Annotated in this window: 16 protein-coding genes; 7 read left to right on the top strand and 9 right to left on the bottom strand. The window is 69.5% G+C overall.

All coding sequences use genetic code 11. The annotated features are described in order from the left end of the window. The 3 genes from ACQP2O_RS03980 to ACQP2O_RS03970 form a co-directional block, all read right to left on the bottom strand. The gene (locus ACQP2O_RS03980) at nt 1-1149 is read right to left on the bottom strand and encodes a S8 family serine peptidase (protein WP_433179972.1); all 1149 of its coding nucleotides are present in this window, start codon (nt 1147-1149) and stop codon (nt 1-3) included. 52 nt (nt 1150-1201) lie between these two features. Further along, entirely contained in the window at nt 1202-2656 is a 1455-nt protein-coding gene (locus ACQP2O_RS03975; RefSeq protein WP_433179970.1) for a hypothetical protein, read from the bottom strand. 669 nt (nt 2657-3325) lie between these two features. Continuing rightward, complete coding sequence (locus tag ACQP2O_RS03970; protein WP_433179968.1) at nt 3326-3739, bottom strand: hypothetical protein; 414 nt, start codon at nt 3737-3739, stop codon at nt 3326-3328. Between the two features lie 297 nt (nt 3740-4036). On the opposite strand from ACQP2O_RS03970, the gene ACQP2O_RS03965 reads away from it, so the two are divergent. After that, nucleotides 4037-4522: a hypothetical protein gene (locus ACQP2O_RS03965; protein WP_433179966.1), complete on the top strand. Its 486-nt coding sequence runs from the start codon at nt 4037-4039 to the stop codon at nt 4520-4522. A gap of 105 nt (nt 4523-4627) precedes the next feature. Here the strand turns inward: ACQP2O_RS03965 and ACQP2O_RS03960 are convergent, their stop codons facing one another. The 5 genes from ACQP2O_RS03960 to sigJ all read right to left on the bottom strand — a co-directional run bounded on the left by ACQP2O_RS03960 (nt 4628) and on the right by sigJ (nt 9612). Continuing rightward, nucleotides 4628-5800, bottom strand: a complete 1173-nt coding sequence (locus tag ACQP2O_RS03960; protein WP_433179964.1) for an RNA polymerase sigma factor — start codon at nt 5798-5800, stop codon at nt 4628-4630. Between the two features lie 50 nt (nt 5801-5850). Then, on the bottom strand, nt 5851-6192 hold the full coding sequence (locus ACQP2O_RS03955; protein ID WP_433179962.1) for a YciI family protein: 342 nt from the start codon (nt 6190-6192) through the stop codon (nt 5851-5853). Further along, nucleotides 6192-6923, bottom strand: a complete 732-nt coding sequence (locus ACQP2O_RS03950) for a hypothetical protein (protein WP_433179960.1) — start codon at nt 6921-6923, stop codon at nt 6192-6194. The genes ACQP2O_RS03955 and ACQP2O_RS03950 overlap by 1 nt, the downstream gene beginning before the upstream one ends. Before the next feature lie 320 nt (nt 6924-7243). Further along, complete coding sequence (locus tag ACQP2O_RS03945; protein ID WP_433179958.1) at nt 7244-8374, bottom strand: NAD(P)/FAD-dependent oxidoreductase; 1131 nt, start codon at nt 8372-8374, stop codon at nt 7244-7246. A gap of 344 nt (nt 8375-8718) precedes the next feature. Next, nucleotides 8719-9612: an RNA polymerase sigma factor SigJ gene (sigJ, locus tag ACQP2O_RS03940; protein WP_433179956.1), complete on the bottom strand. Its 894-nt coding sequence runs from the start codon at nt 9610-9612 to the stop codon at nt 8719-8721. A 240-nt stretch (nt 9613-9852) separates the two neighbouring features. Between sigJ and ACQP2O_RS03935 the strand changes: the two genes are divergently transcribed. Next, nucleotides 9853-10470 (top strand): hypothetical protein, encoded by a 618-nt coding sequence (locus ACQP2O_RS03935; RefSeq protein WP_433179955.1) that lies wholly within the window; start codon nt 9853-9855, stop codon nt 10468-10470. Nucleotides 10471-10625: 155 nt separating this feature from the next. Beyond that, on the top strand, nt 10626-12425 hold the full coding sequence (locus ACQP2O_RS03930) for a hypothetical protein (protein WP_433179953.1): 1800 nt from the start codon (nt 10626-10628) through the stop codon (nt 12423-12425). Nucleotides 12426-12501: 76 nt separating this feature from the next. Here the strand turns inward: ACQP2O_RS03930 and ACQP2O_RS03925 are convergent, their stop codons facing one another. Further along, on the bottom strand, nt 12502-14070 hold the full coding sequence (locus ACQP2O_RS03925) for an alpha/beta fold hydrolase (RefSeq protein ID WP_433179951.1): 1569 nt from the start codon (nt 14068-14070) through the stop codon (nt 12502-12504). 283 nt (nt 14071-14353) lie between these two features. Between ACQP2O_RS03925 and ACQP2O_RS03920 the strand changes: the two genes are divergently transcribed. The 4 genes from ACQP2O_RS03920 to ACQP2O_RS03905 all read left to right on the top strand — a co-directional run bounded on the left by ACQP2O_RS03920 (nt 14354) and on the right by ACQP2O_RS03905 (nt 18131). Continuing rightward, the gene (locus tag ACQP2O_RS03920) at nt 14354-15064 is read left to right on the top strand and encodes a hypothetical protein (RefSeq protein ID WP_433179949.1); all 711 of its coding nucleotides are present in this window, start codon (nt 14354-14356) and stop codon (nt 15062-15064) included. 161 nt (nt 15065-15225) lie between these two features. After that, nucleotides 15226-16215, top strand: coding sequence for an ABC-three component system protein (locus tag ACQP2O_RS03915; RefSeq protein WP_433179947.1), 990 nt, complete (start codon nt 15226-15228; stop codon nt 16213-16215). Beyond that, nucleotides 16199-16450 (top strand): ABC-three component system middle component 6, encoded by a 252-nt coding sequence (locus ACQP2O_RS03910; RefSeq protein ID WP_433179945.1) that lies wholly within the window; start codon nt 16199-16201, stop codon nt 16448-16450. Before ACQP2O_RS03915 ends, ACQP2O_RS03910 begins: the two co-directional genes overlap by 17 nt. Continuing rightward, nucleotides 16440-18131, top strand: a complete 1692-nt coding sequence (locus ACQP2O_RS03905; protein WP_433179943.1) for an ABC-three component system protein — start codon at nt 16440-16442, stop codon at nt 18129-18131. Before ACQP2O_RS03910 ends, ACQP2O_RS03905 begins: the two co-directional genes overlap by 11 nt. The last annotated feature ends 14 nt before the right edge of the window (nt 18132-18145 follow it).

The raw sequence follows: 18145 nt of genomic DNA, 5'->3' as shown, positions 1-18145 counted from the left end.
TCATGAGAGGACCTCCCGTTTGTGGCGAAAGACGACCACCCCGACCCCGGCCAACAGCGACAGGATCACGAGTCCTGCCGCTGTGTACAGAATCAAAGATGAGCCGCCGGATTTCCGGTGCGGCTTCGCCACGACCGAATGGATGGCCGATGGTTTGGGGGAACGGGTGATCGTCATGCCGCTCTGTCGCTGTTCCTTGTCCCAGCGATCGTAGACCGGGTTCGGCGCGTCGGCCGCCACCCGGTCGGTGAGGGCGTGGTACGGACGGAGCAGGCCATAACCGGTCTGGAGATCGACTCCGCGAGGCCCGGTATCAAGCGCCGATGCGATGATCCGCTGGACGACCTCTCGTCCCGACATTTGCGGGAACTTCGCCCGGACCAGCGCCACCGCTGCTGCAGTCAGCGCGGTCGATGTGCTGGTTCCGGAACTGTTGCTGAACACCCCGGCTCTACCCATCGACCCGGTGTCCACCCCGGGCGCAGCGACCACAACATAGGGCTGTCGGGCGGTCTTCACCCACGGTCTCGCCTGATAGTCGACGGCACCGACGCCGACGACGCCCGGACATGCCGCTGGAGAGGCCGGCGCGTTGGTAGTGTCCCCGTCGTTCCCTGCGGCGGCGACCAAGACCACGTCGTGCTTGATCGCATAATCCACGGCGTTTTGAAGGTAATAATCACACTCCAGCGGCCCATCAGGACTTATGCCGCCGGTGGACATGCTGATCACCTTGGCCCCGTGGTCGACGGCATACCGGATCCCATCTGCTTGAGCGTCGCCGCTGCTGTAGTTCGCATGTTCGCGGGAGACGGTGACCGGAAGGATCTTGGCTCCTGGAGCTATTCCGACCATCGTCGGCCCCTGAGCCGAGATCAGAGCGGTCATCCCGGTGCCGTGACCACCGCCCTCCGCGTCGAAGTCGATGCGGCCGTCGTCCTTCCGCCCCGTCAGGTCGGTCCCGGGGAGAACGACATCCGCCAGATCGGGGAGTTTCCCGTTCACCCCCGTGTCGAGCACCGCGACCGTAATGCCCCGGCCGGTCGTAAGCGGCCAGACCTTCTTCTGGATATCCCAGGTGGAGAACCACCATTCCTCATTCCGTGGCTGCGGAGTCGCCCCGGCCATAGGCACTGTGGTGAAGGTCACCGTGACCGTGCCGGCTGCAGCGAGGGCGCGCCGAATCCAGGTCAGAGCTCGCCTAGCCATTCAGCAACCGGTCGATGTCGTTGACCCCTTCGCTATTCAGGTCGTCCAGGAGATCAGTGGATGTACCGACCGTATTCTTCGAACCGCCTGGTATATCCTCATCTCCAGCGACGATGACGTCCAGCAGTTCTTGAAGCCGCTCGGGATCCAAGATGTCGGGTTCGTCGGTCACGTCCTCGGCATTGGCGTCGTCACGCTGCGGCGGTGCCTCACCGATCGTTCCGGAGTGCAACGCCTCTCCCCCGGTCCAGATCTCCTGGTCCTCGTTACACCACGTCTTCCGGTCCAGTTCGGTCTCCGCCTCGCCGGCGGAACCGCCCGCCGACGGTATTCCCAGCACCTGGTCTACAGCGTCAGCTTCAGCTCCCCAGGTCTCCTCTTCCTCGGCAAGCCAGGTGGTGCGTTCACGTTCCGTATCCTTCGTCCCTGCCACACCACCTGGCGCGATTTGAGTCCCGGTCAATTCATTGCGTGCTGCTTGAGATGCCTCGGCGTCTTCCATCGCAGCAGCGCGGGCCGCCGCGCTGTCGCCGCTCACGCCCGAGGACGAGGGTCCCTCCGACGGGACTCTGCTGGAACCCGAACCAATCCGAGGAATCGAACCAGGGCCCGGATACAGCGATGGTCCGCCGATACCTCCAGGTGTCAGACCACCTCCTGGGGATGGGGGGACACCACCTGACAGGCCCGGCGGCAACGGACCTCCGGTCGAAGGCGAAGGAGTCTCCAACCCACCGCCTGCCGATGGAAGACCAGCGAGATCTGTACCGTGCCCACTGCCGGGGTTTGTGGGGAGTCCGTCTCCACCTCCGTGCGGCAAATGCGGCAATCCAGGTGAGTGCGGTGACTGTGGCAGAGTAACGCCACGCGGCGCACCGCCGCCGCCTCCACCTACTCCAGGGGAGGGGGAACCGGAGTTGTAGGGCGTTCCTCGATGTTTATCATCAAGGGCAGGCAGGTTCTGCTGAACCTTGTCCGGCATGGAACTCCAGGCCGCAGCGATCTGTTTGTTGACGGCCTGCATCACCTTCTCAGCAGCCTGCTGGCGCTGCTGGTCCTGAACCGGGCTGTCATCAGCTGGCCACTGCGGCCATTGAAGGCCTTTGAACTGCTTCAATGCGGCGCCGTATGTCTGCAACGCATAGCCGGTCTGCTGGCTCCGCCCGAACAACTCATTCGCCGTTGCGTACAGTTGTCCAAGCGCCTTCTGCGCCGCATCAGCATCGGCACCCTCCCACTTCTCTGACAGCTTGGTGCCGACCAGATACAGCTCGTGAGCAGCCATGGCGACGAGCTTCGCAGCGTTGTTGAACGCCACGCCGGCTGTGGACACCTTCTCGTGGTTCGTGGCTTCGACCAGCGTCTTTATCCGGACATAGTTGTAGTTGGCGGGATTCCCGGACGGCTGCGCACCCGTCTTGATCGTATATGTCCTCGAACCGAGCATTTCCGTTCCCGTTCAATCCTTGGACGGCGCACTCTGCTGCGTCGGAACATCTGGCTGAGAATAAGGAAGCTCGCCACCGGCCAGTCGCCGAGACGCCTTGGATGATGCCTCCTCAGCATCATTTTGATGGCGGTGATTCGTCACGAGCAGTTGCGACGTCGCTGCGAGTTGGCGTTGGAAGTCCCGATATACCGCCAAGATGTGCTCGTGGGCGGTCTTAACCGTTCGCGCCAACTCTTGGCCGGCGTCCCAGTTCCCTACATCCTCAGAAGTGACGAGCCCTTCAGCTGCCAGTATCCTCATGGCCTCGTTTAGGGTGTCCAGATGTCCGTCCAATGCCTTTGCTGCCGTGGGCAGGCTTCCGTCGGTTGGGAACCGAACCTCCCCGCGGGCCTTAGGCCACCAGCCGGGGAGCCCCAACGGTTCGTGGCGGTCATCCGGATTCCCCGTCATCCCCGTTCCCTTCGCTTCTGCCATCGCCACCGGCCGACATAGCCGTTACTCAGCGTGTACGCGACAACGCGACAGACCCCCGTCTAAGGCTGCGCAACCCATGCAAGATAGAAGAAACCTGACTAGGAGTCGAGAGAGTGTAAAGCAACCTTTACCAACCGCTTCTGGCCACTCCGCGAGCCGATCCGATCCGGCCCGCGCACTGCATGCAGCCGATCAGCGGCGCCCAAGGGGACAGTGAGTGTCCAGGTCGCGGTTCGGGCAGCACACCACGGCCATGTCGATGTAGTTGCCGCCGGTGAGCCACCAGGCCCAGACGACATCGTTGCCCCGTTGGAGGGTGTCGAGGGCGGTCGCGGCCAGGGTCCGTACGTCCGGGGCGTGACGTTGCGACTCGGGATGCGAGAGCGACGGCTGGATCTCGGCGTACTGCCGTTTCAGCCAGGCGACGGCCTCCGCCGGATCGTCCCAGGTGGCCTTGATGAAGCGGGCGGGCTTGGCCAGCCAGGCGGACGTACGTTCGGGCGGGACGGGCGAGGTCTCGAACCCGATGCCGCCCGGCGACCGTACGGCGTCGAAGGTCTGGACGGCTTCTCCGGGCCCGCGGTAGGCGTACGCGTGGAAGTGCACGTGGCCCCCTCACCCGGCAGCGACCGTCCAGGACGGCTGCCCGTCGCTCGCCGCGTCTCCCCAGTGCCACATCAGGCTGTTGAGCTGCTCTTCCATGGTTTCATCACCCTCCAGGCGGACTTCGGGCAAGCCGCACCACCGGGCCGGAAGAGGAGAGATGCGCCGGCTGATGAGGACCCATCGGGCTCTGCCTCGCCGCGCGCTACCGACGAAGCGCGCTACGCCCCGGATCCGACGAGAAACGATGCGTCTGGGAAACTGTCCCGATCTTGCAGTCGTCCCCGGGGGTCCTCGCCTGTGCATCGTCGCGCCCTTGTCCTCCTCCCGCTCCTTCTGCTCGCCTTGAACGCCTGCCGCGACGGTTCCGAGCCCGGCGCCGCCCCGAAAGCCTCCCCGTCGTCCTCCATCGCGAGCCCCACGGCGAGCCCCACGATCACTCCGACCCCGACTCATACCAAGTCGCACCGGCCCGCCTCCCCGTCGCGCTCCGCCCACCAGCCGAAGCTCGCCGGCCCGAGGACCAACTGCGGTACGGTCCAGCCCCCGGGCAACGGCCCCACGGCCGCGGTCGGCGTGCTGAAAGGGCGCGTCGCCTGCGCGACGGCGGTGGCCGTCTTCCGCACCTACTACCGGAGGGACACTCCGAAGCAGGGCAGCGCCGGCGTGGCGACGGTCCGGGGATGGCTCTGCGCCAGTAACTCGGCCGCCCAGGCGAGCATCACCGGCCGGATGTCCACCTGCCGGACCTCCACCACGACCATCAGCGCCGACGTCATCCCCTGACCCGGCCGACACCCGAGCGACGGGATTCGCGGTCGCCCCGCCGTACGGACGGCCTGGCCTTCGTACGGCCGCTGGCCGATGCCACGCCGATCGGGCTTCGTGCGTTCAGTGTCCGGCCGACCGGATGCGTTCGGTGAGGAACTCGCGTTCGGCGGCGTTGCCGCTGAGGGCGAGGGCCGCCTCGTACTGCTCGACCGCCTCCTCGTCGCGCCCGAGCCGGTGCAGGAGATCCGCCTTCGTGGCGGGCAGGTAGTGGTAGCCGGCCAACCGGCCGTCGCGTTCGAGCGCCTCCACCTCGGCGAGCGCGGCCTGCGGTCCGTCGGCCATTGAGACCGCCACCGCCCGGTTCAGCGCGACGACCGGGGACGGCCAGATCCGCAGCAGTTCGTCGTACAGCGTCAGGATCTGCGGCCAGTCGGTCCCCGCGTAGTCGGGGGCCTGGGCGTGCAGCGCCGCGATCGCCGCCTGCAGTGTGAAACGCCCCGGCGGACCGGCCCGCAGCACCCCGACGACGAGCCGGTCCGCCTCGGCGATCAGCCCGCGGTCCCATCGGGAGCGGTCCTGGTCCGCCAGGCGCACCAGCCGGCCCTGCCCGTCCGTCCGCGTGGCCCGGCGGGCATGCTGGGCGAGGAGCAACGCCAGCAGGCCGGCGACCTCGCCGTCGTCCGGGAGCAGCAGGCGCAGCATCCGGGCCAGGTCGAGCGCTCGGCCGGTGAGCTCTTCGCGGACGAGGTCGGTCCCCGAGGGCGCGGTGTGTCCGGTGGCGTACAGCAGGTGGATGACGGTGAGCACCGCGTCGACACGCGCGGGCAGCTCACCGGCCGCCGGCACGGCGTACGGGATGCGCGCTGCGGTGATCTTCTTCTTGGCCCGCGTGAGCCGGGCGGCCATCGTCGCCTCGGCGACGAGGAACGCCTTCGCGAGGTCCGCCGTCGTCACCCCGCATACCAGCCGCAGCGTGAGCGCGATCTGTGCCTCGGGTGCCAGTGCCGGATGGCAGCACGTGAAGATCAGCCGTAGGCGGTCGTCGGGGATGGTGTCGGGGTCGGGCATCTCATCGCTCTCCTCCTCCACGAGCAGCGGAAGCCTGGCCTGCAACGCCCGCCGGCGGCGGAGGGCGTTGAGCGCGATCCGTCGGGCGACGGTGGTCAGCCACGCGCCGGGCCGGTCGGGCACGCCGTCGCGTGCCCAGGTGGTCAGCGCCTGGATGTACGCGTCCTGGACGGCCTCCTCGGCGGCGTCGAGGTCGCGCGTCGTACGCACCGTCGCGGCGAGCACGTACGCCCACTCGCGACGGTGCGCGTCGGCGACCGCCCGTTCGACGTCGCTCAGCTCTCCTCCTGTACGTGGAAACCGACCAGCGGCCTGACCTCGACACCGCCGCTGACGATCGGCGTCAGCCGGGCCAGGGCCAGCGCGTGGTCCAGATCGCGGGCCTCGATGACGAACACCCCGGCCAGCGCCTCCTTGGTCTCGATGAACGGGCCGTCCGTGACCAGGCTCCCGCGGATCGCGGTGGCCGTCCCGCTCGGCTCGAGCGCCATCCCGGCGACGACCCGGCCGCCCTGCTCGGCGATGCGCTCCGGCAGACGTTCATGCTCCCGCAGGACCTCCGGCGGGAGGTCGGCGGACGTCTCACGTTCGTAGATGAGCACCGCGTACTGGGCCATCACGCCACCGCCTCGGTCGCGAAGACACCGTCCAGCCAGGTCTGCCAAGTCTCTCCGACCGCCGCGTCGCCGCCATCGGCGAAGAGGTGGAGTGCCACGCCGACCGGCCACTTCCAGGCGTCGCGCCCGTAGAAGCGGTACAACGCGTCGGCCCCGCGTACGCCGAGGAACGTCTCGTCCGCGTAGTCGACGACGCCCTCGATCGGCGCCGGGCCGACCGGGGTCAGCCGTACCCGGTCCCCGACGGCGACGTCGTCCGCGACGCCCAGGGCCCGCCGCAGCGTCGCGAACCCGCCGTGTGCGGAGATCTCGGGTGCCTCGGCGGTGCCGTACACGGCCTCCCGGCCGGCGAAGTGCCGTACGTACTGCCCGAGCGAGTGGTAGTAGAAGGCCGTGTGCCGCCGGCAGGCGTCGAGCTCCAGCGCGTAGTCTCCGCCCATCACACCGCGGTGCCGGTACAGCAGGTAGGTGCCCGTACCGCTGGGCTCGAGCCGGTAGTCGAGCTCGTTGAACCCCGTACCGTCGGTCGCGCGCGTGGCGAAGTGCCGCGACGGCTCCCACGTGGTCACCGTCCCGCCGGCCGCCGTCAGACCCGCTTCGGTGCCGCCGACGCCCGGCTCGTACGCGATCGGCCACAGCCAGCCGCCGCAGTGCACGGTGATCGCGTCCCAGACCACCTCGGGGGCGGCGGGCAGCCGTCCCTCCCAGCACACCTCGAAGTCCTTGGACATTCCGGTCTCCCTCGCGTGTCACTCGAGCCGCCAAACGGCTCCCGTCATCAATCACGACACGCGGCCCCCGCCGAAATCGACAACGGGCAGAAAAATATTCGGCCCACCCACCGCGCCGCCGACGGGCCCGGCGGACGACGGGCGACGGGCGACGCGATCCATCCACGCCGCCGACAGGCCCGGCCGACGACAGGCGACGCGATCCATCCACGCCGCCAACGTGCCCGGCCGACGACGGGCGACGCGATCCATCCGCGCCGCGACCGGCCGGGCGACTCCCGCGTCGGCCGCGCCGGGTCTGCGGCGCGGCCGATCCGGGCTCAGGATGGGCCGCCACCGGGGGTCAGTACGACCATCGCGGGATGGCGTTGCGCGGCGAACGCCCCCCGTACGATCACCTCCTTGTACAGGACGGCGATCCGGCCGGTGAGGACGAGTTCCACCGGGCTGTCGTCGGCCCGGACGTACTGCACCAGGGCGTCGCGCCGCCCCAGGCTGATGCACTGGTTGACGTACCGGAACTTGAACGGGCCCGGCTCGCGCCCGGCCAGGTCGGCGCCCACCGCGCGCGCCACCTGGCGGGCGGACGGCAGCGCGGTGGCACACGCCATCCGCAGCTCGTGCCCGTCCGGCCGCCGCAGGACTGCCGCGTCGCCGATCGCGTACACCTCCGGATGCGACACCGAGCGCAACGCCGAGTCCACGACCATCCGCCCCTGCTCGTCCACCGCGAACCCCGCGTCACGGGCCAGCACGGATACCCGGAAGCCGGCGGCCCACACGACGATGTCCGCCGGGAGCTTCTCACCGTCGGCCGGCGACAGGCCGTCCGCGCAAACCTCGGCGACCCGGGTGTTCTCCCGGACGTCCACGCCGAGCCGGCCGAAGACGCGCCGAAGGTGCCTGCGGCCTCGTTCGGACAGCGCCGGGCCGAGCCGGTCGGCGGTCACCAGCCGCACCGTCCCTCGCGGTCGCGTCTCTCCCAGCTCGGCCGCCGCCTCGATACCGGTCAGCCCGCCGCCGACCACCGCGACCGTGCCGTCGCCGGCGAGCCGCTCCCGCAGCCGTTCGGCGTCCTCGTCGGTGGCGAGGGGGTAGCCGTGCTCGACCGCCCCGGGCACGGCGCCGGCGTTGGAACCGCTGCTGCCGAGTGCGTAGACGAGGGTGTCGTAGCCGAGCCGCCGCCCGTCGGCCAGCTCGACCTCGCGCCCCACGGCGTCGATCGCGGTGACCCGGCCGACGACGAAGTCCACGGGCTTACCGTCGAGCAGTTCCACGATCGGCCGCGTCCGTATCCGCTGACCGGTCGCGACCTGGTGCAGCCGTACGCGCTCCACGAACCGGTCGCGCGCGTTCACCAACGTCACCCGGGCGTCCCGGTGCCGCGCCATCAGCCCGGCCGCGACCAGCCCCGCGTAGCCCGCGCCGAGAACCAGAATGCGCGCCGTCATCTCACGCTCCCCTCTGTCGACGATGTGCCGTCAAGGGGGTGACTCGGCAGCCGTGCCGTTTCGTGACGATCGCGCCTGGTGACCGTGCTCACACCCGCCGCGCCACGGTCACGTCTCGCACGCCCGGCACCGCGTCGAGGCGGGACCTGCTGCGCGTCCCGCGCCGCTCGCACCTGCCCCCCGGGGGGTCTGCCACGCGTACGGTGCCGCTGACGCGCCTACCGCGCCCCGAGCTCTGCTGCGCGTACGGTCTCACTCACGTCCACCGCGACCCGGGGTCTGCTGCGCGTACGGTCTCACTCACGTCCACCGCGACCCGGGGTCTGCTGCGCGTACGGTGTCGCTCACACCTGCCGGGGGTCGGCTCGGGTCTCCTGCGCCGACGCGTACGCGAGCTTGTCGGGGTTGAGGACGCCGCGTACGCCGACGATCCGGTCTCCGGCGACGTCGAGGGAGATGATCAGGTACAGCTCGCCCGCCTGGTGCACGACGATCGCCGGTTCGCCGTTGACCGCCTGGATCGATACCTCGATGTCGACCGCGCGCGGGTGGTTGGCCAGCCCGCAGTACAGGCGCGCGACGGCGGCCGGCCCCACGACCGGGCGCCGCGCGGCCGAGGTCTTGCCTCCGCCGTCCGACCAGGCGATGACGTCCTCGGCGAGCAGCCGCTCCAGGCCGGCGACGTCGCCGTCCCCGGCCGCGGCGACGAAGCGGCGCACGATCTCCTCGCGCTGCCCGGGGCGTTCGGCGAAGCGCCGCCGGTGTTCGCCCACGTGCTCGCGGGCCCGCCGGTAGAGCTGCCGGGCGTGCGCCTCGTCGATGTCGAGTACGTCGGCGACGTCCCCATGCCGGTAGCCGAACGCCTCCCGCAGCACGAACGCCGCCCGCTCGGCGGGCGTCAGCCGCTCCAGGAGTACGAGCACACCGAGCGAGAGCGACTCCCGCTGCTCGACCGTCTCGAGCGGTCCGAGCCGGCCGTCGTCGGTGAACACCGGTTCGGGCAGCCACGGACCCACGTACTTCTCCCGGCGGGCGCGCGCCGAGTTGAGACGGCTCAGGCAAAGGTTCGTGACCACCTTGGTCAGCCACGCCGCCGGAACCTCGACCGGCCCGCTCGCCTCCCACCGCAGGTAGGCGTCCTGCAGGACGTCCTCGGCCTCGGCGGCCTCTCCGAGCAGCCGATACGCCAGGCCGAACAGCCGCGGCCTGTTCTCCGTGAACTCAGCGAGCTTGTCCATGATCCGCCAGAGGTCGCATCAGCATGTCGTGAGCCGACCTCTCCACGACACGCGAACGTCTCGCAACCCTATGCCCACGCTCGCGCAAGACGACCTCCCGCTCGCGCAAGACGACCTTCCGCTCACGCGAGACGACCTTCCGCCCGCACGAGACGACCTTCCGCGTGCGACCGGATGGCGACGTGATGCGCAGTGGGTCGGATCAGTGTCGAATGTCCCTTTTGGCTAAGCTGCCGCCTCATGTCTCTACGCTTCGACCCGACCGGCTGGGAGCAACTGAAGCCCGGTGCCTTCCAGAACTCCGACGGCGACATCGCCGAGCTGCACGTCTTCGACATCCCTCCCGACCTGACGGCGCCGCTGGAGGACCTGGACAAGCTTCGGCGCGACACTGTCGCCCGCACGGCCGCCTCCGGCGGAGGCCTGATCGAATTCGACCTGGTCACCCTGCACGGCCTCCCGACGATCCAGCAGATCGTCAAGCTGCCGCTGCCCGACCGGCCCGGCGTGGCCTACATCGCGTCCTTCACCCTGCCGCGGGCCGACCGCAGCCTGGTCTTCAAATTCCTGTGCGTCGAACAGGGTGTGACCGGGATGCGCGACGCGACCGCGTTCGACCGTTTCATGGCCGAACACGGGAAGGGCCGTACGCCCGACGAGATGATGGGGTACTGGGCCCAGCACCCGTACGCGCCCGAGGTCCAGGGCGGTCTCCCGCGCAACTGGTCCGAGGATCCGTGGTGGGACCAGCACTTCCCGCAGCATCCGCTGTCCCGCGCCCGCCGGCTCCTGCAGACCATGGCTCCGACGATCGAGGTGCACCCGGCGTTCCACGCGGCGCCGCCCTGGCGCGGCTGAACCTCCGCGCGCTCGGAGCCCGGCCGGAACGGGTCTCGCGTCGCAGGCACGGAGCCGCTGCGCTCCGGCGGGCGGCTCGCATCCAGTGGCCAAGGTCTCGCCGGAAAATCCGCGATTTTGCGATCTTTACCATGGAACGTTCCTAGGATGCTCACATGGCGGAGATCATCGACTACGGACGGTTCCCGGAACGGCTCGCCCGGCAGCGTACGCGCTGGGAGTTGCTCGACGAGGTGCAGCGCGAGTGGGGCTACGAGGATCCCGGCGGCGAACCCCTCGTGACGCGAGAGGGCGAGGCGCCGGGATACGAACTCGACGAGTCGGATCCGATCCCGGCGGCGCTCGTGGAATGGTGGGACTCCCCCGTCAACTCCTTCGCCTTCCGGCCACGCCTGTACTGGACGCACTCGCAGTGGCCGCCGTCCGGGCCCGACTCGGTCGAGAATCCGCCGGATGACGAGATCCGCGTCATCATGGCCGAGTACCAGTACGTCAACCAGTGGGGTTACCTCGCTTCCGAGGCGCGCCTTCCCGACCCGAAGGTCATGGTCAACACCCATGACGGCTGGGTGGTGCAGAGCCGTTCCATCTCCGAGTTCTTCCTGCAACTGGCCATGGAACGGCTCCCCGCGCACTTCGGCTGGACCCTGCGGGTCCGCCGTACGGTCGTCGACGACGACCCCGCGATCGTCGAGCGGCTCCAGGCGTCGTACCGGGACCTGGGCCTGCTGCCCTGGCAGGAGATGGGCACCGACGCCCTCACCTACGGCGCTCCCGACGCGCTCATCCGCCACGGCCGGGGCCCGGGCGCCGACTACGCGATCGTGATCCAGGGCCGGACCCGCGAGGCCGTCGTCCAGGTCGCGGAGACCCTGGGTCTCAGCTGGACGGACAAGGAGCTCGGGAAGCCGAGCGAGGTGCCGCTTCCCGTCGAGGATCTCGGCCCCGCGTCCTTCACCGAGGGCGGCACGGACGACCGGCTCCGCTGGACGGCCATCTCGACCGCGGCCACACCACCGGTGACGGTCATCCCCGACATCCCCGGGCTCGGCGAACTGCCGGGGCGCACGGCGGCCGCCGCCGACCAGGACGAGACGACGGCCGTCGCGGGAGACTCCACCGGCCGCGTCCACGTCTGGGCGGCCGACGGCTCAGAGACCGTGGACCAGGTGCTGCACCGCGCGCCCGTGACGGCCGTCACCTGCTTCCAGCCGACGTACGGCGGCCGCGCCGTCGTGAGCGGCGACGCCCATGGGGTGCTCCGCCACTGGGTGCCCGGCCGCGAAAATTCACGGGCGGCGTTCGACCGGCGAAGGTCGCCCGTCGCCGCGCTCACCTCCACGCAGTTGGAGACCGGCCCGGCCCTGGCCGCCGCCTGGGCGGACGGGCTGACGCGCGTCTGGGACCTGCGCTCCATGGATGTCGCGGACCTGCGGATCGGTACCGGCGTCGAGGCCCTCGCCCTGGACTCCGACGGGCTGCTGTACGTGACCACCGGCCAGGGCACCGCGGCGCTCCGGCTCGACCTGGACCGGCTGTGGCCGGCCCGCAGGTTCCGGCTGCGGGTCGACGAGATCGACTGGGCGTCCCTCTGGACGAAGCGCGGCCCCGGATACGAGATCCCCGGCCTGATCGCCAAGGTGGCCTCCGACGACGAGGACGCCGCTCAGGCCGCGGTCAAGAGGCTCTACGAGCTCCTGGTTTCCAAACACGATTCCATCGCCGCGGCCGCCCCCGCGGTGCCGTTCCTGGTGGAACGGATGCTCATCCCCACGAACGGGGCGCGCAACACCCTGCTGCTCCTCATCGCGGACATCGCCGACGGCCCCGGCGAGGAGCGCGACGCGGTCATGGCCGCGGTCCCCTCACTCCTTCACCTGCGGGATGACGAGCACCCGTCCATCCGATGGGCGGCGGGAGAGCTCGTACGCATCTGCGGGGTCCCGGCGACCTAATCCTCCGCCGCCTCGGCGGCGGCGAGCGGGTGGCCGTGCCCGGTCGGACCGGGCACGGCCTCGGCGTTCGACGGCCTCACGGGGCGTCCGGCGGCTCCGGGGCACCTGGGCACCGGCCGGCGTCGGGGCGTCCGGTGTCGAAGTAGGCCACGATGTGGGCCGCGCACTCGGGGGCCTGGACGGCGGAGGCGTGGACGTCGTCGTCGACGGTCAGCACCGTCCCGCCGATCAGGGCCTGCATCTGCTTCGCCCAGACGTACGGCGTGGTGGTCTCGTACCGGTGGGCGGACAGCTGGAGCGACCCGCCTCCGGCCTTCAGCGGCCACCGCTGCACGGGGAAAGGCCATCCCGCGCAGGTGGGCACAGGGTCGGCGTGCCGGCTGGTGATCGGGTAACGGGCCAGGCGCCGCTGGTACGCGGCCCACGCGGAGGCGAAGTCACGCCGCCCGGCCTCCTCGTTACAGACCGTCGCCCGGAACATGACGTTGTCGTCCCCGTCGGACGCGTCCGGCGGGTTCAACGTCTCGAAGATCCTTGCCAGCGCGGGCGACGCGACGGGGCCGGGCGGATTCGTCAGCGCCCTGAGCGCCTCCGCGGCCAGTGCCCAGTGCCCACTCGCCTGGGATGCCAGGCGAGCGATCATGCCACCGTCGATGAAGGCGTGAGCGTACCTCTTCGGGTCGGCGTCGTAGGCGCGCTCCAGACGCAGTACGGCGGCCTTGACCGTTTCGGGCGTGGTGCCGAGCCCGTACCTGGCGTTCCGCTTCGCGATCCACGCGGCCTGCCGCGAGAAGTTCAGCTCCTTGGCCTGGGCGGTGGTGTCCCCGTAGGCGTCCAGCCGGAAGTCCGGTCCCATCACGCTGTCCAGCCACATCCGGGCCACCCTGGTCGGGAACAGGCTGCGGTAGTTCGCGCCGAGCGCGGTCCCCCACGAGGTGCCGAGGTAGCTGATCGTGGTCTCCCCCAGCGCGGCGCGGATCTGATCGAGGTCGCGCGCCACGTTGGCGGTGGTCAGGTGAGAGAGGAAGGCCGGGTCGTGTTTCGCGCACGCCTGGTTGGCCGCGACCTGCCGCGCGTACGCCTGCCTGACGGCCTGCTCGGTCAGCGGCCCGTGCGGCGGTGCGACCGTGCGCCTCAGTTCCGGGCAGTCGACCCTGCTGCTGCGGCCGACTCCGCGGGGGTCGAAACCGATGAGGTCGTACCGCTCGTTCAGCCCCGCGTTCGCCGGGTTCCGCCTGATCAGCTTGATCGGCATCAGGTAGCCGCTGGCGCCGGGGCCGCCGGGGTTGACCGCCAGGCTGCCCAGCCGATGCGCCGGGTCGGTGGCCGGCAGCCTGGTCACCGCGATGCTGATCTTCCGCCCGTCCGGCTGGTCATAGTTCAGCGGAACGCGCAGGGTCCCGCACTCCAGGCGGGCCATCAGCGGCCGGACGCGGGGCATCCGATCCATGCGCGGGCCCTCGAAGCCGGCGCCGGCGTACCGCGAGCAGGCCTGCCAGGTGATGCCGGCGGCGCCGTAGGCGGGCCTCGCGACCGCGGAGGTCGGGGCGAGGGTCACCAGGGCGGCCGAGCCGATGATCGGCACGCCGACCGCCGCGAGCAGGCGCTCGCGGCCGATCTTGTGTTGCGACGGGGGCCGTGACATGAGGATGCTCCTCAGGGGGATCTTGTGGAACACGCCCGGCTCGTTGACGGCACCCTGGCGGCGCGGTCGTTCACGAGCGGCACATCTCCGCGATGGTCAACTATTTGCGTGACCGGAACACGGCTGGAAAAATTTTGACACAGCGTACCAGTAGCTCTGACCTGGTCTTTCCCTGCCGAAGGGACACGAGGGGCACCGTCGCCCAGTCCCGGCCACTTCCGCCGGAACCCGGCCGAACGGTCGTCACGTCTCACTTCGCGTTCACATCGCGAGGAAGGACCCCATGGACGCATCAGCGACGGCCGAGTTGCTCGCCAGGATGTTCCGCGAGGGCCACGGGATAACGGCCCATCTCGACGGGCCGATCGTCCGGCTCCCAGACGCCGCGCTCACCGTGGCCGTCGACACACCGGAGCTCCAGCCGAACGGTCTCATCGTCCGCCTGCCCGTCGGGGTCGGGCACCCGGCGTGGGATGACACCCCGGCCTGGGACCAGTCGGTCGGCATGGCCCGTGACGGGATCCATCCGGTCGCCGACGCGCTCAACGGCTGGCTGCACAACGTGTTCCCGGTGTTCGCGGCGTTCGCCCTGCCCGGCAGCGAACTCGCGCACAACGTCCACACGGACCTGCGGTTCGACGGACAGCGGGCGCTGCGGATCCACTACGGTCCGCTGGCCGTACGGGACTTCGGCGGCCTGGGCCAGGCGACACAGCGGGCCGCCGTGGACCGTCCGCCGTCCGCCGTCGTGGCCGATCAGCTCTTCGGCGGCTACGCGCTGCCGGACCGGCCGATCTGGTGGTACTCCTTCTGCGCCCGCATGCCGAACGGCCCGATCAACGAGGTGACCGTGCTGAACGGCGACGCGAGCGAGCAGCTGACCGGCATCTCCGACCACCTGCCCTGGGAGGGGCACGGCTCGCTGAAGTCGTGGGCCCTGGCCGTGCCGGCCACCGGCGAGGTCTACCAGGCGGAGGTACCGATCGGCGGCTGACCGACCTGGCCCCGGACAGAGGGCGGCGGGCGGATAACGGCCTCCCTTATCCTCCATAGTTCCCGACCCTAATAGCGTTCGGGATTCCGTTATCCGGAAGGCCTCAACGACCGTACGGCGTTCACTTACTATTGAGGAAAACGCCTGATCAAGGACACGTTGTGGCAGGCAGTATGGAATGCGAAACCAGTGTTATTTTCGTGTTCTCCGAGGAACCGATGAGCTCAAATGACGATCAGGACAGAGCTTGGTTCCACAGCCAGTTCATGTCTCTGTCGGTCAGGAAGACCGGATTCGAATGGCAGGCGTTCGTCAACGATCTGATGCACGCGGTACATCCCGGCGAGTTCATGGCGGTCGACCCGGCCGGACGGGGCGACAAGGGCTGCGACGGATGGGTCGGCGGGCTCATGCTGGCCTGCTACGGCGCGACCAACCCGAATCAGCGGAACGTCACGAAAAAGGTGGAGAGCGATTTCGCCACCGCCGTGAAGTACTGGAGTGACAGCATGGACCGCTGGGCGTTCGTGCACAACAACGCGAACGGGCTGCCCGAGATGGCGGCACGCGCCGTCATCGCGCTCCGGAAGCGGTACCAGGGCTCCGTACGCGTCGAGGTGTGGCCGCCGCAGGTCCTGTGGAACCACTGTGCTTTCCTGCCGCGGCGGCATCTCGCGACGATCATCGGCTCGCCGCCGTCCGATCACCCCGCCGGAATGACGTACATCGCGCGCTGTGTCGAGTCCCTCGCCCGGACCCGCCTGCGGCCGGATCTGAACCCCATCCACGAGGTCGTCTACGGCAAGATCGAGCACAACGGCTTCGGCACCGAGGTCGCCGAATTGATCAAGCGATTCCAGGTGCACACCGGCCATGTGAACTACTACTTCTCCTATGCCTCGCCCGGTGAGCAGGCGCAGGTGTCGGAGAATCTCCAGGCGCGTTTCGCGGGTCACCGCGCCGTCTACGACTCCTCCGACGCCGTGTTCCACGCGCTCTGCGACGACCTCGTCGAGGAGGCGTTCGGAACCGGCGGCTATCCCGACAGGGCCCAGCAGCGCAGCGCGGCGCTCATGGTCGTCACCCATTTCTTCGAAAAATGCGAGATCTTCGAGGCGCCCGAGGAGCAACGGCGTGCTGCTTCCTTCTAAATCCATACCGGCCGACCAGGCTCTGCTGGCGGTCGGTGCCCAGATTCTGGTCCAGCTCGACCAGCCGGGCAGCGTCAGCGCGGTATGGGATCGGCTGCAGGAATGGCGTTCGGCTCGCGGCGTCGAATCAGCGCTGCCCTTCTGGTGGTTCGCGCTGGCCCTCGATGTCCTCTTCGCGATCGGCGTCGTCGATCAGCGTGACGGCGAACTGATGAGGAAGAGCCGTGCTGCGTGAACTCACGAGCGACCTGCCCGCGTTCAAGACGGCCCACTTCGGCGACGGCCTGAACATCGCGGTCGCGCACCGGGCCCCCGACGCCGGGACCAGCAGGAATCCCGTCGGCAAGACGAGCTTTGTCCGGCTCCTGGACTTCCTACTGTGCTCCGACATCCGCACCGGACACCCGCTGCGCCGTACGGACCTGGCCCGCGCGGAGTTCGGCCTCACCCTCGACCTGTCCGGCCGGCCCGCGACGATCGTACGGACCGGCGACGACCTCGGGTCGGTGCGGCTGGACGAGGAGGTCCTGAGGCTCGCGAAGGCGCGCTCCCGCCTCGGTACGGGGTTGTTCGGGCTCTCCGGCGGGGGCAACGAACCGTCCTTCCGCTCGGTCATCGCCTACTACGTCCGGGACGTCACAGTGGGCGGGTTCGTCTCGCCGACCGAGACGTACCGCAAGCAGCGCGCGATCGACACGCAGCCCGCCCTCGCGTACCTGTTCGGCCTCGACGTCGATCTGGTGGCGAAGGTCCGCGAGGTGAGCGAGACCGACCGGAACCTGCGTGAGCTGCGGAAGGCCGCCAAAGAGTCGATCCTGGGAATGACCCTGGGCCGCGGCAACGACCTCGACGCCCAGATCCGGACCCTGCTGATCCAGCGGGAGTCCCTCGCGAGCGACATCGCGGAATTCCGCGCGGCGGACCGCTACGCCGAGCACCGCACGCGCGTCGACGAGCTCAGCAGACGGATCCGCGGCATCAACGACCACCTCGTGGTCATCGAACGCAGCGTCAACGACATCGAGAAGGCGATCTCCGAGGACGAGCAGGGCCTTCCCGACCACGACTTCGTCCGCGACGTGTTCGACCAGGTCAACGTCGTACTCCCCGACCTCGTCACCCGCCGCTTCGAGGAGGTCCGGGCGTTCCATCACTCGATCGTCGCGAACCGGCGCCGCTACCTCCAGGCCGAGCGCGCCCGGCTGTTGCGCGAGACCTCGCGCGAACGCCAGGAACTGGCCGACCTCGACCGGGAACGCGCCGAGCTGATGCGCCTGCTGGAGGCGGACGGCGCGTTCGAGACGTACGGCGAGCTGCAACGCCAGATCTCCGTGATCGACGGCCGATTGAGCGAGCTCGTCGAACGCCGCGCCATCGTCGACCGCTGGGAGAACACCAGCCGGCACCTTCGGCTCCGCTCCGCCGAGCTCACCTTGCAGATCAGTGCGGATCTGCACGACCGGCGCGACCACATCGTCGACATCGCACACCTGTACGCCGGGTACGCCTACCGCCTCTACGGCGACGGCCGGCCCGCGGCGCTGACCATCGAGGCCCGGAAGTCCGGCTACAAGTTCGTGCCCACCATCGGCGGCGACGCCACCCACGACGTCCAGGCCATGGCGCTGTTCTGCTTCGACCTCTGCATGGCGGTCATCGCGAAGCGCGTCGGCCACGGCCCCGACTTCCTCGTCCACGACAGCCATCTCTTCGACCACGTCGACGCGCGCCTCGTCGCCAGGGCCCTCGGACTCGCGGCGGAGACGTGCCAGGAGGAGGGGCTGCAGTACGTCGCGGCCCTCGACTCCGACCGGCTCGACGCCGCACTCCGGGAGAACCCCGGCCTGAACCCTCACGTGTGCGCCGAGATGACCGACGAACGGGAGGACGGCGGCCTGTTCGGCTTCCGCTACTGACTGGTCTGCGCGGT

Origin of the sequence: Actinoallomurus sp. CA-150999, from assembly GCF_050942425.1 — a bacterium.
Taxonomy (GTDB): domain Bacteria; phylum Actinomycetota; class Actinomycetes; order Streptosporangiales; family Streptosporangiaceae; genus Actinoallomurus.
The sequence above is the reverse complement of the archived record's forward strand: the minus strand, read 5'-3'. Positions and strand labels throughout refer to the sequence as shown.

Excerpts from the sequence above, each read along its gene's own strand:
- ACQP2O_RS03975 (WP_433179970.1), bottom strand. The coding sequence starts at position 2,656 with ATGCTCGGTTCGAGGACATATACGATCAAGACGGGTGCGCAGCCGTCC.
- ACQP2O_RS03955 (WP_433179962.1), bottom strand. The coding sequence starts at position 6,192 with ATGGCCCAGTACGCGGTGCTCATCTACGAACGTGAGACGTCCGCCGAC.
- ACQP2O_RS03925 (WP_433179951.1), bottom strand. The coding sequence starts at position 14,070 with ATGTCACGGCCCCCGTCGCAACACAAGATCGGCCGCGAGCGCCTGCTC.
- ACQP2O_RS03945 (WP_433179958.1), bottom strand. The coding sequence starts at position 8,374 with ATGACGGCGCGCATTCTGGTTCTCGGCGCGGGCTACGCGGGGCTGGTC.
- ACQP2O_RS03935 (WP_433179955.1), top strand. The coding sequence starts at position 9,853 with ATGTCTCTACGCTTCGACCCGACCGGCTGGGAGCAACTGAAGCCCGGT.
- sigJ (WP_433179956.1), bottom strand. The coding sequence starts at position 9,612 with ATGGACAAGCTCGCTGAGTTCACGGAGAACAGGCCGCGGCTGTTCGGC.
- ACQP2O_RS03950 (WP_433179960.1), bottom strand. The coding sequence starts at position 6,923 with ATGTCCAAGGACTTCGAGGTGTGCTGGGAGGGACGGCTGCCCGCCGCC.
- ACQP2O_RS03920 (WP_433179949.1), top strand. The coding sequence starts at position 14,354 with ATGGACGCATCAGCGACGGCCGAGTTGCTCGCCAGGATGTTCCGCGAG.
- ACQP2O_RS03930 (WP_433179953.1), top strand. The coding sequence starts at position 10,626 with ATGGCGGAGATCATCGACTACGGACGGTTCCCGGAACGGCTCGCCCGG.